Annotated in this window: 18 protein-coding genes; 17 read left to right on the forward strand and 1 reads right to left on the reverse strand. The window is 54.1% G+C overall.

Annotated features, from left to right (window positions below; all coding sequences use genetic code 11):
* The first annotated feature begins 6 nt into the window (after positions 1-6).
* The 8 genes from QMZ65_RS03250 to QMZ65_RS03285 all read left to right on the forward strand — a co-directional run bounded on the left by QMZ65_RS03250 (position 7) and on the right by QMZ65_RS03285 (position 3,971).
* Positions 7-402 (forward strand): hypothetical protein, encoded by a 396-nt coding sequence (locus QMZ65_RS03250; RefSeq protein WP_283215403.1) that lies wholly within the window; start codon positions 7-9, stop codon positions 400-402.
* A gap of 11 nt (positions 403-413) precedes the next feature.
* On the forward strand, positions 414-713 hold the full coding sequence (locus QMZ65_RS03255) for a hypothetical protein (protein WP_283215404.1): 300 nt from the start codon (positions 414-416) through the stop codon (positions 711-713).
* Positions 706-939, forward strand: coding sequence for a hypothetical protein (locus tag QMZ65_RS03260; RefSeq protein WP_283215405.1), 234 nt, complete (start codon positions 706-708; stop codon positions 937-939). The genes QMZ65_RS03255 and QMZ65_RS03260 overlap by 8 nt, the downstream gene beginning before the upstream one ends.
* A gap of 51 nt (positions 940-990) precedes the next feature.
* Positions 991-1,461, forward strand: a complete 471-nt coding sequence (locus QMZ65_RS03265; protein ID WP_283215406.1) for a hypothetical protein — start codon at positions 991-993, stop codon at positions 1,459-1,461.
* 67 nt (positions 1,462-1,528) lie between these two features.
* Positions 1,529-1,804: a DUF5405 family protein gene (locus tag QMZ65_RS03270; protein WP_283215407.1), complete on the forward strand. Its 276-nt coding sequence runs from the start codon at positions 1,529-1,531 to the stop codon at positions 1,802-1,804.
* 198 nt (positions 1,805-2,002) lie between these two features.
* A complete protein-coding gene (locus tag QMZ65_RS03275; protein ID WP_283215408.1) occupies positions 2,003-2,233 on the forward strand; it encodes a hypothetical protein in 231 nt (76 codons plus the stop codon).
* A gap of 168 nt (positions 2,234-2,401) precedes the next feature.
* Positions 2,402-2,659, forward strand: a complete 258-nt coding sequence (locus QMZ65_RS03280) for an excisionase family protein (RefSeq protein ID WP_283215409.1) — start codon at positions 2,402-2,404, stop codon at positions 2,657-2,659.
* 34 nt (positions 2,660-2,693) lie between these two features.
* Entirely contained in the window at positions 2,694-3,971 is a 1,278-nt protein-coding gene (locus tag QMZ65_RS03285) for an Arm DNA-binding domain-containing protein (protein WP_283215410.1), read from the forward strand.
* 35 nt (positions 3,972-4,006) lie between these two features.
* Here the strand turns inward: QMZ65_RS03285 and fliE are convergent, their stop codons facing one another.
* Positions 4,007-4,318, reverse strand: coding sequence for a flagellar hook-basal body complex protein FliE (gene fliE, locus QMZ65_RS03290; protein ID WP_034824419.1), 312 nt, complete (start codon positions 4,316-4,318; stop codon positions 4,007-4,009).
* 234 nt (positions 4,319-4,552) lie between these two features.
* Here fliE and fliF point away from each other — a divergent pair, with 234 nt between their 5' ends.
* The 9 genes from fliF to fliN all read left to right on the forward strand — a co-directional run bounded on the left by fliF (position 4,553) and on the right by fliN (position 13,090).
* On the forward strand, positions 4,553-6,274 hold the full coding sequence (gene fliF, locus QMZ65_RS03295; protein ID WP_097116795.1) for a flagellar basal-body MS-ring/collar protein FliF: 1,722 nt from the start codon (positions 4,553-4,555) through the stop codon (positions 6,272-6,274).
* A complete protein-coding gene (gene fliG, locus QMZ65_RS03300) occupies positions 6,271-7,263 on the forward strand; it encodes a flagellar motor switch protein FliG (RefSeq protein ID WP_058959881.1) in 993 nt (330 codons plus the stop codon). The genes fliF and fliG overlap by 4 nt, the downstream gene beginning before the upstream one ends.
* Entirely contained in the window at positions 7,256-7,957 is a 702-nt protein-coding gene (fliH, locus tag QMZ65_RS03305; protein ID WP_034824427.1) for a flagellar assembly protein FliH, read from the forward strand. The genes fliG and fliH overlap by 8 nt, the downstream gene beginning before the upstream one ends.
* Entirely contained in the window at positions 7,957-9,321 is a 1,365-nt protein-coding gene (gene fliI, locus QMZ65_RS03310; RefSeq protein WP_045815130.1) for a flagellar protein export ATPase FliI, read from the forward strand. Before fliH ends, fliI begins: the two co-directional genes overlap by 1 nt.
* A 23-nt stretch (positions 9,322-9,344) precedes the next feature.
* Positions 9,345-9,788 (forward strand): flagellar export protein FliJ, encoded by a 444-nt coding sequence (fliJ, locus tag QMZ65_RS03315; RefSeq protein ID WP_038646338.1) that lies wholly within the window; start codon positions 9,345-9,347, stop codon positions 9,786-9,788.
* Positions 9,785-11,062, forward strand: coding sequence for a flagellar hook-length control protein FliK (locus QMZ65_RS03320; protein WP_166932197.1), 1,278 nt, complete (start codon positions 9,785-9,787; stop codon positions 11,060-11,062). Before fliJ ends, QMZ65_RS03320 begins: the two co-directional genes overlap by 4 nt.
* Positions 11,063-11,192: 130 nt before the next feature.
* Positions 11,193-11,678, forward strand: coding sequence for a flagellar basal body-associated protein FliL (fliL, locus tag QMZ65_RS03325; RefSeq protein WP_034824439.1), 486 nt, complete (start codon positions 11,193-11,195; stop codon positions 11,676-11,678).
* Positions 11,679-11,682: 4 nt separating this feature from the next.
* Positions 11,683-12,690, forward strand: coding sequence for a flagellar motor switch protein FliM (gene fliM, locus QMZ65_RS03330; RefSeq protein ID WP_166932195.1), 1,008 nt, complete (start codon positions 11,683-11,685; stop codon positions 12,688-12,690).
* Positions 12,683-13,090: a flagellar motor switch protein FliN gene (gene fliN, locus QMZ65_RS03335; RefSeq protein ID WP_034824445.1), complete on the forward strand. Its 408-nt coding sequence runs from the start codon at positions 12,683-12,685 to the stop codon at positions 13,088-13,090. Before fliM ends, fliN begins: the two co-directional genes overlap by 8 nt.
* The last annotated feature ends 1 nt before the right edge of the window (position 13,091 follow it).

Consider the following 13,091-nt stretch of genomic DNA (forward strand, 5'->3'; position numbering starts at 1 on the left):
TGAGCCATGATGAAACTCCCTAACTACCGCCGGAACAATCACCCGAATTCGGGATTTAAGGAAAAGGTAGTTTTCCAGCTGAGTAAGGGACCACGAACAGGGCGCGAATTAAGCGCCCTTTTTCATATGTCGCTCGGACAGTTCAACAGCATCATGCGCGGCTGCCTGCGCGGTGAGACGGCGGTGATTGCCGCCAGCGACCCGGTGCCTGTAGATGGCTGCACCGACTTCACTTACACGCTGGTCAGCACAAGGCGCATCACTCACAAGAACCCGAAGGCGATCGTCGTTTCATGGCGCGCTTTCGGCATGGCTACCAATGACAGCCAGCGCATAAACACAGAGGCGGCACAGCGCCGCGCCAGATTAATCAAGGCTGGCCTGTGGCCGGTTGGCGAATAAGGGGAAAGAGCATGGAGCGTTGCAAACAGTGCCATAAGTGGTACGGGAAGCCAAAAGAAGTGAAGGTTGGCGATGATGTTGCTTTCACTTTCGAAAAAGTCAGCGGTAAGCGTCGCCAGATTTGCGGAAGAGTTGGAAAGCTGTTTCTGATTAAAGACGATGGGTTCAGCGTCATTTACCGCGGGACTGTCCATCACGCCGATGAGGTTGCATCACCCGATGAGCCTTCTCCATTAACTTTAGCGTTCTGCGGGGTGTGTGAATGCGAAGGCCGCAGCGCAGATTCAGCTAAAGGTGGCAGCGATGATTAGCGATGAACGTTTGGCAGAGATTGCTGAAGATGGGTTTGTTCAGCATGGCGATTCAAAGGAAATGGCGAGGGAGCTGTTGGCGCTGCGCAAGGCGTTCAGTGAGCCTGATTGCTGGGAAATAGCTGGCAACATCTTTAGCACTGAAGAGGAAGCGCTTAAGCCGGGTTTCCGTGGAAAGCCTGAGCCACTGTTCAGCAAACCTGATTACCTTAACGGCACCACTTGAGTGCTCACCTACCGATAGTGCGATATGATTTTCATCTCAGGAGGGATCGCTATGAAGCTCAGTTCGACAAAGCTTATTTGGATATTATCGCTATCGGTGTTGCCAGCTTTTTATTCTTACTCATTTGTAATTCATGACAGTAAAAACAACTTAGATTGCGAGTTCTCAGTTAACCAGTACGGATTTGCACAGACTGAAGAAGCAGCGCCTAAGGGATCAGGCCTTTGCTGGAGAAAGAAGATCGTGGACGAAGCAGACCGATATGTCAGGGAAAATAAGTTGCGACATGTCCAACCTAAGTCAAACTTTGACATTGCTGTCGATATGGCAAGTGTTTGTAATTTAGGCGTAGATGGTCACGCCACGGGCGACTATTATGGGGCCGCAAAAAAATATCTGGATGTTATATCAAAATACTCTGGACATTCTGAAGCCATAACAAAGCTCAGGCGCGCCTACGACTATGGCAGGCTCAATGCCAAGACGCCTCGTGATTGCACGAATTATGTAATGGGAAGATAGAGAGCTTATCACCTAACTGACCTCGCCACGGCGGGGTTTTTTATTGCCTGTAATCTGGAGAAATACCATGCAAATAGACATCGGCGACAAATACGTCCTGACCGCTGACCAGTATCAGTACATCGTTCAGGAGAAGAAGACAGTTAAGGAAGGTAAGAACGCTGGCAGTGAGTACCTGTCACTCGTCGGATACTACCCAAAACTCAGCCAGGCGATTAACTGGCTGATTCATCTGGATGTGCAGCTGTCAGATGTGCAGACGTTGCAAGCGATGGAGCAACATATCAACCGCGTGGCGCTGCAATGTGAGCAGGCATTCAAGGAGATGGAAAATGTGCGATGAAATTGACGCAGCATCAGACCTCGAAATCCTCAACACAGAGATAGCGCTGGCTAATCGCCCGATACCCGCGCCGCGCTCCCCGGTTTGTTTAAATGCTGATTGCGGCGAGCCATCACTTGAAGGGACAAGCTATTGCTCGAAAGAGTGCTGCGAGGATCATGCAAGGGAATTGTGGGCGCAGCGGCACAGGAGGGTGGCATGACGCCCGCCACCGAAAACGCGTTAAGGGCCGTAGCGCGTAAGTGCAGAACGGAAATCCGCACCGCCATTGATGGCAGGCCTAAATCAGAACACGACCGCATCATCACCAAAATTCTTGATCACCACGCCAAAACCATTAACTGCCTGCCACCGAATACGTTCCGGCCAAAAGCCTGGCTGATTCATTACGTGCGGCAGATTGATAAAGATATGCGGACGGCAAAATGACTGCCACATGCGACGAGGTCGACACGGGCTGGGTTATCACAAACCTGGCCCTTTCTATTGCCCTGCTCTTGGCATGGATCTGGCCACCAAAAGAGTAAATGTTGCCATATAGCCACATCCCACACGATTACCCCTATTTGTTGTCATATACCAACATCCGGAGAGCCAATGGAAAACGTTATTCAACTGGCACCCAATAAATGGGTGTCCGAACAGGTATTGATTGCCGTCACCGGTATGCGCCCCGGAACGATTAAGCGAGCGCGTGAAAAAGCCTGGCTGCAAGGGCGTGAATATCTGCTCATGTCGCCTGAAGGCGTGCCGGGATTCAACAGCCAGTGCATGTATAACCGGGAAGCCATCGATAAGTGGATCGAGGCGCAAGCGAAGAAACAGCCTGATGCGGCAGAACGCAAAAAAGCATAACCTGATCGCCCTTTTCACTTTGTGAGGATCGCAAATGGCTGTCTATCCAAAAGGCGTGGAGAACCATGGAGGGTTTCTGCGCATCAGCTTCCAGTATCAGGGGGTGCGAGTGAGGGAATCACTTGGCATACCCGACACCGTGAAGAACCGAAAATCTGCGGGTGAATTGCGCGCCAACGTGGTTTATGAAATCAAAACGGGAGCATTCAATTACCAGAAGGCCTTTCCCAACTCACAGAATCTGTCACGGTTCTGCGCGGTATCGGAAGAGCTGACTGTCACCAGAATGGCTGAGCGTTGGCTACAGGTTAAGGAGACAGAGGTAAGCCGCAACACACTGGCTTCTTATAAGACCCGCCTGGCAACCTGCATCGGGATTATGGGCGGTGAAAGGATGATCCGCGCTATCAGAACAGAGGATGTTCAGCGCCTGAGAATGGAATTGCTCAAGGGGGATTATGTTTACGGACGTGGGAAGAACATGCACAGAAAAGGCCGTTCGGTGGCCTACGTAAACACTTGCATGTCTGACCTGTATTCCCTGTTTAAGTTTGCACACGAAAACGGATACGCAGATCGAAATGTTGTCGCTACGCTGTCACCACTGAAAAAGGATAAGCCTCAACCGGATCCTCTGACGCGGGATGAGTTCGCCAGGTTGATTGAAGCATGTCAGACACGGCAGTTAAAAAACTTCTGGTCGCTGGCGGTGTATAGCGGGATGCGACACGGAGAGTTATGCGCGCTGGGGTGGGAGGATATCGACCTGGTTAAAGGAACGATATCAGTAAGGCGAAACCTGACAGTACAGGGAGACTTCACGCCTCCTAAAACTTCATCTGGCGTGCGAACGGTTTTCCTCATCGATGCCGCGGTGAAGATACTCAGGGATCAGCTTGAGTTAACTCGCATGCGAGAGGAAGCAACAATCACCCTTCTGTCACGCGAATACGGTCGCAGCAGCGAAGAAGCAATAACTTTCGTGTTTAACCCGAGAGTAAATGCCGTCAACAATGCCAGCGAGAGCTATTACACGGTCGGCTCCATTCCGCAGACGTGGAGGTCTGCAGTTAAGAAGGCCGGCATTACTTATCGGAAGCCATACCAGTCCAGGCACACATACGCATGTTGGTCACTATCAGCCGGTGCGAACCCCAACTTCATTGCCAGTCAGATGGGGCATGCAAACGCGCAGATGGTTTACCAGGTGTACGGATCCTGGATGAAGGAAAACGACGAAGCACAAAGGAGCATTCTGAACGAAAAACTCAACGAGTTTGTCCCATCCCTGCCCCATGCCAAAGCGATCTAATTCTAATATCTATAAATATTAGTCAGTTAGATGTATTACACCTGCATATTCATGATATCGGTGTACGCCGATACCAGTTTGTTACGCACCTGAATACCCATTTGCATGGAAATGGAGGATTTCTGCAGATCGACCATCACATCGTTTAACTGGATGCCCGGTTTGCCCATTTCAAAATCCTGTGCCTGGGTGCGCGCGGCGGTTTGCGTGTCGCTGATCTTATCCAGTGCTGCTTTCATGGTGGCACCAAAATCTACCTGATTGGTTGACTCGGCCTGCTTGCCGCTGGCCTGTAACGACGTTAACTGCAGCTGCTGCAACACACCATCTATTGCCTGAATCGACATGCCTGTACCTCATTAAAGAAGGGTTTAAATTTTCACGCTGCAAAAGTTAACACACTGTCAATAGGACAAAGGCGCTAAATAAACGTAAAAAACCCAGCTTATCCAGCCATCGAAGTGACCCGATTCATCAATAATGCCAGCCATAAGATTGGAATTTCATTTAAGACGTTGCTTCAGGGAGTCTGTTTTGTCACCACAACTAACCCGGTCAATTATGTCAGGCAGGAATCGGTCATGAATGCGAGTGCAGCCGCCACACAAGATACCGCAAAGAAAGGTTTCAATGACCTTCTGGCTCGCCTGCGCGCCAATCCGCGAATTCCAATCATTGTTGCTGCCGCTGCCGCTATCGCAGTGGTTTTTGCCTTGGTGCTGTGGGCTAAAGCCCCTGACTATCGCGTGCTTTATAACAACCTCTCCGATGAAGATGGCGGCGCGATTGTTACCCAGCTAACGCAAATGAACATTCCTTACCAGTTCGCCGAAAACGGCGGTGCCTTGATGGTGCCTGCCGATAAGGTACATGAACTGCGTCTGCGCCTGGCGCAACAGGGGCTGCCGAAAGGTGGCTCTGTTGGCTTTGAGCTGATGGACAAAGAGAAGTTCGGCATCAGCCAGTTTAGCGAGCAGATCAACTACCAGCGTGCGCTGGAAGGTGAGCTGGCCCGCACCATTGAAACGCTCGGCCCGGTCAAGAGCGCGCGCGTGCATCTGGCGATGCCAAAACCTACGCTGTTCGTGCGTGAGCAGAAAGCGCCTTCGGCCTCCGTGACATTGAACCTGCAACCGGGTCGCGCACTCGATGAAGGCCAGATTCAGGCCATTCAGCATATGGTGTCGAGCAGCGTCGCCGGTCTGCCGCCTGGTAACGTGACCGTGGTGGATCAGGCCGGTCGTCTGCTGACCCGTTCTGACAGCGAAGGTCGTGACCTGAATGATGCACAGCTGAAGTACGCGTCTGAAGTGGAAGCGCGTTATCAGCAGCGTATCGAAGCCATCCTGAATCCGATCGTTGGCCAGGGCAATGTGCATGCGCAGGTGACAGCGCAGATCAACTTTGACCGCAGCGAACAAACCGATGAGAAGTACAAACCGAACGCCGATCCGAACAGCACGGCGATTCGCTCGCGTCAGACTAATACCAACCAGCAGAATGGCAGCCCGTACCCAGGTGGCGTGCCGGGTGCGTTGTCGAATCAACCTGCCCCTGCGAATACTGCACCGGTTAACAATCCGCAGCAGCAAAATGCCAACGGCCAGAATGCGAATGGCCAGAACAACGCGGCGAACAATAACGGCACCACAACCAGCACGCAGCAAAGCAGCGGCCCGAGCAGCTCAAGCCGTAACGACACCGTGAACTACGAACTGGACCGCACCATTCGCCACACCAAGGTCAATGTGGGTGATGTGCAGCGTCTGTCGGTGGCCGTGGTGGTGAACTACCGTGATGACGGCAAAGGCAAAGCCGTTGCTCTGAACGATCAGCAGATCAAACAGATTGAAGACCTGACCCGTGAAGCGATGGGTTACTCGCAGAATCGTGGCGACAGCGTCAACGTGGTGAACTCACAGTTCAACATCACTGAGCCGACTGGCGGTGACCTGCCGTTCTGGCAGTCGCAAGCGTTCTTCGACATGTTGATGAGCGGCGGTCGCTGGCTGCTGGTGGCACTGGTTGCCTTCATCCTGTATCGCAAGCTGGTGCGCCCACAGCTGATGCGTAAGAAAGCGCAGGAGCAAGCGGCAGCAGAAGCAGCGGCAGCGCGTGCGGAAGCGCTGGAATCTGAAGAAGCTTACAGCGTGCAGCTCAGCAAAGATGAGCTGGATCAAGAGCGTAAATCAAATAACCGCATGAGCGCCGAGGTGATGAGCCAACGCATCCGCGATATGTCTGAAAACGATCCGCGCGTTGTAGCGCTGGTTATCCGCGAATGGATGAGTAAAGAACTATGAGTCTGACCGGTACTGAAAAAAGCGCCATTCTGATGATGACCATTGGCGAAGAACGTGCGGCCGAGGTGTTCAAACACCTCAACCAGCGTGAAGTGCAGCACCTGAGCGCCGCGATGGCGGGGATGCGTCAGGTGTCGCATAAGCAACTGACCGAAGTGCTGCGCGAGTTTGAAGCAGATGCCGAGCAGTTTGCTGCGCTCAGCCTCAACTCTAATGACTACCTGCGTTCAGTGCTGATCAAAGCGCTGGGCGAGGAGCGTGCTTCAAGCTTGCTGGAAGATATTCTCGAGAAAAACGAGACCACCAGCGGCATGGAAACACTCAACTTTATGGAACCACAGGCAGCGGCCGATCTTATCCGCGACGAACATCCGCAGATTATCGCCACCATTCTGGTGCACCTCAAACGTGGCCAGGCCGCAGATATCCTGGCGCTGTTCGACGAACGTCTGCGTCACGATGTGATGCTGCGTATCGCCACCTTCGGTGGTGTACAGCCAGCGGCGCTGGCAGAACTGACCGAAGTGCTGAACGGCCTGCTGGATGGCACCAACCTCAAGCGCGCGAAGATGGGCGGCGTGAGAACCGCAGCCGAAATCATCAACCTGATGAAGACGCAGCAGGAAGAAGCGGTTATCGAAGCGGTACGCGACTTCGACGGCGAGCTGGCACAGAAGATCATCGACGAGATGTTCCTGTTCGAAAACCTGGTGGAAGTGGACGACCGCAGCATCCAGCGCCTGCTGCAGGAAGTGGAGTCCGAGCAGTTGCTGATCGCCCTGAAAGGTGCCGAACAGCCGCTGCGCGAGAAGTTCCTCAAGAACATGTCAGCGCGTGCAGCCGATATCCTGCGCGACGATCTGGCCAACCGTGGTCCGGTGCGTATGTCGGCCGTGGAGAACGAACAGAAAGCGATCCTGCTGGTGGTCCGTCGCCTGGCAGAATCCGGCGAAATGGTAATTGGTGGTGGCGAGGAAACTTATGTCTGATGCCTTTTCCGCCCGTGCGTGGCAGCGCTGGCAGCCTGATGATTTAGGCAGCACCTTCAAAGTGGCGGAAGAACTGCCGCAGGAAGAGCCGGCTGTGGATGTCGAAATGAGTGCCGAAGCTGAGCAACAGCAGATGCTGGAGCGCATGCAACAGCAGATGCGCAAAGATGCACAGACGCAAGGTTACAGCGAAGGCTATCAAAAGGGTTTTGCCGAGTCACAGCAGAACGGTTACGACGCCGGTTTCCAGCAGGGACTCGCCGATGCCCAACAGCAGCAGGCGCCCTTACAGGCGCGCATGCAGCAGTTAGTCACTGAGTTCCATCACACGCTGGAAGCGCTGGATAGCGTCATCGCCTCACGTCTGATGCAGTTGGCCTTGGAAGCGGCACGCACGGTGATTGGCCAGGCTACACAAGTGGATGGCACCGCCCTGCTGCGCCAGATTCAGCAGCTGATTCAACAAGAACCCATGTTCAGCGGCAAACCGCAGCTGCGTGTGCATCCTGATGATTTACAGCGCATTGAGCAGACACTGGGCCCGACGCTGGATCTGCACGGCTGGAAACTGCTGGCCGATAATTCACTGCATCCCGGCGGCTGTAAACTCAGCGCCGAAGATGGTGATCTCGATGCCAGCGTGGCAACCCGCTGGCAGGAACTGTGCCGTCTGGCCGCACCGGGGACCTTGTAATGACCTCGTCGCGTCTTTCCCGCTGGCTTGGCGCACTCGATGCCTTCGAGGATCGTATTTCGCAGGTGCAAACCGTGCGCCGCTATGGCCGTCTGACCCGTGCTACCGGTTTAGTACTGGAGGCCACCGGGCTGCAACTGCCGCTCGGTGCGACCTGCATCATCGAACGTCACGACGGCAACAACATCACTGAAGTGGAAAGTGAAGTGGTGGGTTTCAACGGTCAGAAACTGTTGATGATGCCGCTGGAAGAAGTGGACGGCATTTTGCCGGGTGCGCGCGTTTATGCCCGTTTTAGCGGTGACAACGCACAAGGCGGTAAACAGCTGTTGCTTGGGCCAGAACTGCTCGGCCGCGTGCTGGATGGCGCAGGCAAACCGCTGGATGGTTTACCTGCCCCGGACACCGGCTATCGTGCGCCATTGATCACCGCCCCGTTTAACCCACTGCAACGTACGCCAATCCACGATGTACTGGATACCGGCGTACGGGCGATCAACGCCCTGCTGACTGTCGGACGGGGTCAGCGTATGGGCCTGTTTGCGGGTTCCGGCGTCGGTAAGTCGGTGTTACTTGGCATGATGGCGCGTTATACCAAAGCCGATGTGATTGTGGTTGGCCTGATCGGTGAACGTGGCCGTGAAGTCAAAGAATTCATTGAGAACATCCTCGGCGCAGAAGGCCGTGCACGCTCGGTGGTGATCGCCGCACCGGCTGACGTTTCGCCGCTGCTGCGTATGCAGGGTGCCGCGTATGCGACACGCATCGCGGAAGATTTTCGCGATCGCGGCCAGCACGTGCTGCTGATCATGGACTCCCTCACCCGCTACGCCATGGCGCAGCGTGAAATCGCCCTGGCGATTGGCGAGCCACCGGCCACCAAAGGTTATCCGCCTTCCGTGTTCGCGAAGCTCCCCGCCCTGGTGGAACGCGCCGGTAACGGCACCCACGGCGGCGGTTCGATTACGGCTTTCTATACCGTGCTTACCGAAGGTGACGATCAGCAAGACCCGATTGCCGACTCGGCGCGCGCCATTCTTGATGGTCACATTGTATTGTCGCGCCGTCTGGCCGAAGCCGGTCACTATCCGGCGATTGATATTGAAGCCTCAATCAGTCGTGCGATGACCGCGTTAATTGATGACACCCACTACGCGCGGGTGCGTCAATTTAAACAACTGCTCTCCAGTTTCCAGCGCAACCGCGATCTGGTGAGTGTAGGCGCGTATGCCGCTGGAAGCGATCCGATGCTCGATAAAGCCATCAAGCTTTACCCGGAGATGGAAGCCTTCCTGCAACAGGGTATTTTCGAACGCAGCGACTATGACGACGCCAGTCTGCACCTGCAGGCCATGTTCGGCTAGCGCGAGCCCAAGCGAGGTAAGCCATGAAAACTGCCAGTGCAATCGATAAGCTGCGCGATATGGCGGAGCAGGATTTGGAACAGGCCGTGATTCATTTAGGTGACATGCGCCGTGGCGTAAAGCAGGCGGATGAGCAGCTCACCATGCTGCTCGACTATCAGGATGAGTACCGCAATAAGCTCAACACCGATATGTCAGGCGGTATTTCCAGCCTGCGCTGGACCAATTACCACCAGTTTATTCAGACGCTGGAGAAAGCCATTGAACAGCATCGGCAACAGCTGAATCAGTGGAATCAACGTCTGGATCAGGCGCTGAGCAGCTGGCAAGAAAAGCATAAGCGATTGAATGCGTATCAAACACTGATCACTCGCGCTGCCGAAAACGCATTACGACAAGAAAACCGTCTCGATCAGAAACGGATGGATGAATTTGCCCAACGGGCCGCTATGAGGAGAGGCGAATGATTACGCTGCCAACTATGGTTACGCAAACCTCTAAAGTCAGCGATGCAGACAGTGCTGTAGCATCGGACAATTTACTGGGTACAGATGCGCTGCCACAGGGATTTATCACTGAACTGGGTAACCGCTTACTGACGCTGGCTCAGCAACAAGGTGTTAACACGCAATCGACTGATCTGACAGCAGAAGTCGATGAAAAAGGCGTCACAAAAGCGTCATTAAGCGCGTTATTGCAAGCACTGGACAAACCAGAGGCGTTAAACGCACTTTTACAACCGGAAAACACTAAAGCCACGCTGAAATCAGCCGATGATAAAGACAAGTCTGAAGCAAGTTCGTTAAGTGCCAGCGACTTACAGAATGTGCAGGCTCTGTTCGCGATGTTACCGGTTGCGGTTGAAGCGAGAAACAGTCAGAGCGCCGTCAGCGCCAGCACGGATAAAACCTCTGCCGATGCAGAGACTACGCTAAACGGATCATTGTTAAGCCGAACGCTGCAGAACGCCGTGAAAGAGGAACAAGAGGCACAGTCCGACAGTGCGCCTCATAAGAAATCCAGCGATGTGCTGAGCGCTGTCAGCCGTGATGTCAGTACAACGACAGCCAGTAGCAGTGCCGCTGCCGCCAGCACCACGGCCAGCACCAGCAATGGCGCACTGTCACTGGATGAGAGCTTTAAGCAGGTGCTGAGTACGCTCAGCAAACCGGAAGAACGTCGTGATACGCAAAGCGACACGGTAACAGCATTAACCAGCGCACCGGTCAGCAGCAGTAGCACACTGACCAACAGTACGGCGACGACCAGCACCACTCCGTCGACGCCGATGCTGAATGCCCAACTCGGCAGCAATGAGTGGCAGCAGGCGTTAAGCCAGCAAATCGTGATGTTCAGTCGCAACGGCCAGCAAAATGCCGAACTGCGCTTACATCCCGAAGATTTGGGTGCTATCCAGATCAACCTGACCCTCGACAAGGATCAGGCGCAGTTAAGTATGGTTTCCAGCCACAGCCAAGTGAGGGCCGCGCTGGAAGCAGCTCTCCCTCAGCTTCGTAGTGCGCTGGCGGAGAGCGGTATTAACCTGGGACAGAGTAATGTCAGCAGCGACGCCTTCGCACAAAGCCAGAATTATCAGGGCCAGCAGGAAGGACGTCGTGATGGCCAGCACGGCAGCTTTACCCTCTCCCAGGACAGTGAAAACGAGATAACGCCTATTGCCGTCCCGGCAGCCCTTCAGGCGCGCGCGACAGGTAACGGCGCTGTCGATATCTTTGCCTGACAGCGGCTAAACGCTGAAGGTAAGCGTAAAACCCGCGTCTTTTCTTCCCATTGTTTGACTTAAGACGCGGGATAATCTGTCCAGGCGAGCCGAGAGGCTTGCCCATAATTCACAGGAAGTAACTGCAAACATGTCTGATAACGCGAAAGCTAAAGGCCGCAAACGTTCACTACTAATACCGGTGTTGCTGATTGTAACGCTGGCCGCTTGCAGCGTGGCAGGCTATGCAGTCTGGCGAATGATGAATAAACACGGGGATGACAAACCGGAAGCGGCGAAAGTAGAGCCACCGGCCGCCCCTGTATTTTTTGCAATGGATACGTTTACGGTTAACCTGGTCAATCCTGACAACGATCCCGACCGTGTGTTGTACGTAGGCTTTACCCTGCGTCTGCCGGATGAGGATACCCGTCGTCGGTTGAATGATTACCTGCCTGAGGTGCGCAGCCGTTTACTGCTGCTGCTCTCGCGTCAAAGTGCCGCTCAGCTTGCCACAGAACAAGGTAAGCAGGCCCTGGTTGAGCAGATCAAACAGGCATTGGCGCCACCGCTGGTAAAAACGCAACCGCCACAGGTGGTCAGTGACGTGCTGTTTACCGCCTTCATTTTGAGGTGATTTAATGGGCGATAGCATTCTCTCCCAGGCTGAGATTGACGCGCTGCTTAATGGCGACAGTGACAGCGCGGAAGTAGAGAACAGTTCCAAAGGGACCGATGGCGATATCCGTCCCTATGATCCTAATACTCAGCGTCGCGTGGTGCGCGAGCGTCTGCAGGCGCTGGAGATCATTAACGAGCGTTTTGCCCGTCATTTTCGTATGGCGCTGTTTAACTTACTGCGCCGTAGCCCGGATATCAGTGTCGGTACGATCAAGATTCAGCCTTACCATGAGTTCGCCCGCAATTTACCGGTGCCAACCAACCTGAACCTGATCCACCTGAAACCGCTGCGCGGAACTGCGCTGGTGGTGTTCTCACCGAGTCTGGTGTTTATCGCCGTAGATAACCTGTTTGGTGGTGATGGCCGTTTCCCGACCAAAGTGGAAGGCCGTGAATTTACCCATACCGAGCAACGCGTCATCCGTCGCATGCTGAAGCTGGCACTGGATGGTTACAGCGATGCCTGGAAAGCGATTTACCCGCTGGATGTTGAGTACGTTCGTTCCGAAATGCAGGTGAAATTTACCAACATCACCACTTCGCCGAACGATATCGTCGTCAACACCCCGTTCCAGGTCGAGATTGGTAACCTGGTGGGTGAATTTAATATCTGTATTCCGTTTTCAATGATTGAGCCGCTGCGCGAGCTGCTGGTCAATCCACCACTGGAAAACTCCCGTCAGGAAGATACGCACTGGCGCGACAATCTGGTGAAACAGGTGCAGCACTCGGAGCTGGAGCTGATTGCCCACTTCGCGGAAACATCCATGCGCCTGTCACGTATTTTGCAACTGAAACCTGGTGACGTCCTGCCCATTGAGAAGCCGGACCGCATCATTGCTCACGTCGATGGCGTACCCGTGCTGACCAGCCAATATGGCACCATGAATGGCCAGTACGCGCTGCGTGTTGAACACCTGATTAACCCGATTTTGAATTCGCTGAACGAGGAACAGCCCGATGAGTGACAGCAAAAAACCGTCCGATGATATTTCTGCGGACGACCTGTGGGCTGAGGCAATGAACGAGCAGGCAACCACCAGCACGCCTGATCCAACCGAGAACGTGTTCAAATCGTTTGAAAGCAACGGTGCCAGTGGCTCGCTGCAAGACATCGATCTGATTATGGATATCCCGGTCAAACTCACCGTGGAACTGGGTCGCACCAAGATGACCATCAAAGAGCTGCTGCGCCTGACGCAGGGTTCCGTGGTGGCTCTGGATGGCCTGGCCGGTGAACCACTGGATATCTTGATCAATGGTTACCTGATTGCGCAGGGCGAAGTCGTCGTCGTGAACGACAAATATGGCGTGCGTATCACCGACATTATTACGCCATCTGAACGTATGCGTCGTCTGAGCCGTTAAG

Origin of the sequence: Pantoea sp. EABMAA-21 (assembly GCF_030053335.1) — a bacterium.
Taxonomy (GTDB): Bacteria; Pseudomonadota; Gammaproteobacteria; order Enterobacterales; family Enterobacteriaceae; genus Pantoea; species Pantoea communis.

Bases quoted from the DNA above. Each gene is read 5' to 3' on its own strand.
- QMZ65_RS03250 (WP_283215403.1), top strand. From the start codon at position 7: ATGATGAAACTCCCTAACTACCGCCGGAACAATCACCCGAATTCGGGA.
- QMZ65_RS03255 (WP_283215404.1), top strand. From the start codon at position 414: ATGGAGCGTTGCAAACAGTGCCATAAGTGGTACGGGAAGCCAAAAGAA.
- QMZ65_RS03260 (WP_283215405.1), top strand. From the start codon at position 706: ATGATTAGCGATGAACGTTTGGCAGAGATTGCTGAAGATGGGTTTGTT.
- QMZ65_RS03265 (WP_283215406.1), top strand. From the start codon at position 991: ATGAAGCTCAGTTCGACAAAGCTTATTTGGATATTATCGCTATCGGTG.
- QMZ65_RS03270 (WP_283215407.1), top strand. From the start codon at position 1,529: ATGCAAATAGACATCGGCGACAAATACGTCCTGACCGCTGACCAGTAT.
- QMZ65_RS03275 (WP_283215408.1), top strand. From the start codon at position 2,003: ATGACGCCCGCCACCGAAAACGCGTTAAGGGCCGTAGCGCGTAAGTGC.
- QMZ65_RS03280 (WP_283215409.1), top strand. From the start codon at position 2,402: ATGGAAAACGTTATTCAACTGGCACCCAATAAATGGGTGTCCGAACAG.
- QMZ65_RS03285 (WP_283215410.1), top strand. From the start codon at position 2,694: ATGGCTGTCTATCCAAAAGGCGTGGAGAACCATGGAGGGTTTCTGCGC.
- fliE (WP_034824419.1), bottom strand. From the start codon at position 4,318: ATGTCGATTCAGGCAATAGATGGTGTGTTGCAGCAGCTGCAGTTAACG.
- fliF (WP_097116795.1), top strand. From the start codon at position 4,553: ATGAATGCGAGTGCAGCCGCCACACAAGATACCGCAAAGAAAGGTTTC.
- fliG (WP_058959881.1), top strand. From the start codon at position 6,271: ATGAGTCTGACCGGTACTGAAAAAAGCGCCATTCTGATGATGACCATT.
- fliH (WP_034824427.1), top strand. From the start codon at position 7,256: ATGTCTGATGCCTTTTCCGCCCGTGCGTGGCAGCGCTGGCAGCCTGAT.
- fliI (WP_045815130.1), top strand. From the start codon at position 7,957: ATGACCTCGTCGCGTCTTTCCCGCTGGCTTGGCGCACTCGATGCCTTC.
- fliJ (WP_038646338.1), top strand. From the start codon at position 9,345: ATGAAAACTGCCAGTGCAATCGATAAGCTGCGCGATATGGCGGAGCAG.
- QMZ65_RS03320 (WP_166932197.1), top strand. From the start codon at position 9,785: ATGATTACGCTGCCAACTATGGTTACGCAAACCTCTAAAGTCAGCGAT.
- fliL (WP_034824439.1), top strand. From the start codon at position 11,193: ATGTCTGATAACGCGAAAGCTAAAGGCCGCAAACGTTCACTACTAATA.
- fliM (WP_166932195.1), top strand. From the start codon at position 11,683: ATGGGCGATAGCATTCTCTCCCAGGCTGAGATTGACGCGCTGCTTAAT.
- fliN (WP_034824445.1), top strand. From the start codon at position 12,683: ATGAGTGACAGCAAAAAACCGTCCGATGATATTTCTGCGGACGACCTG.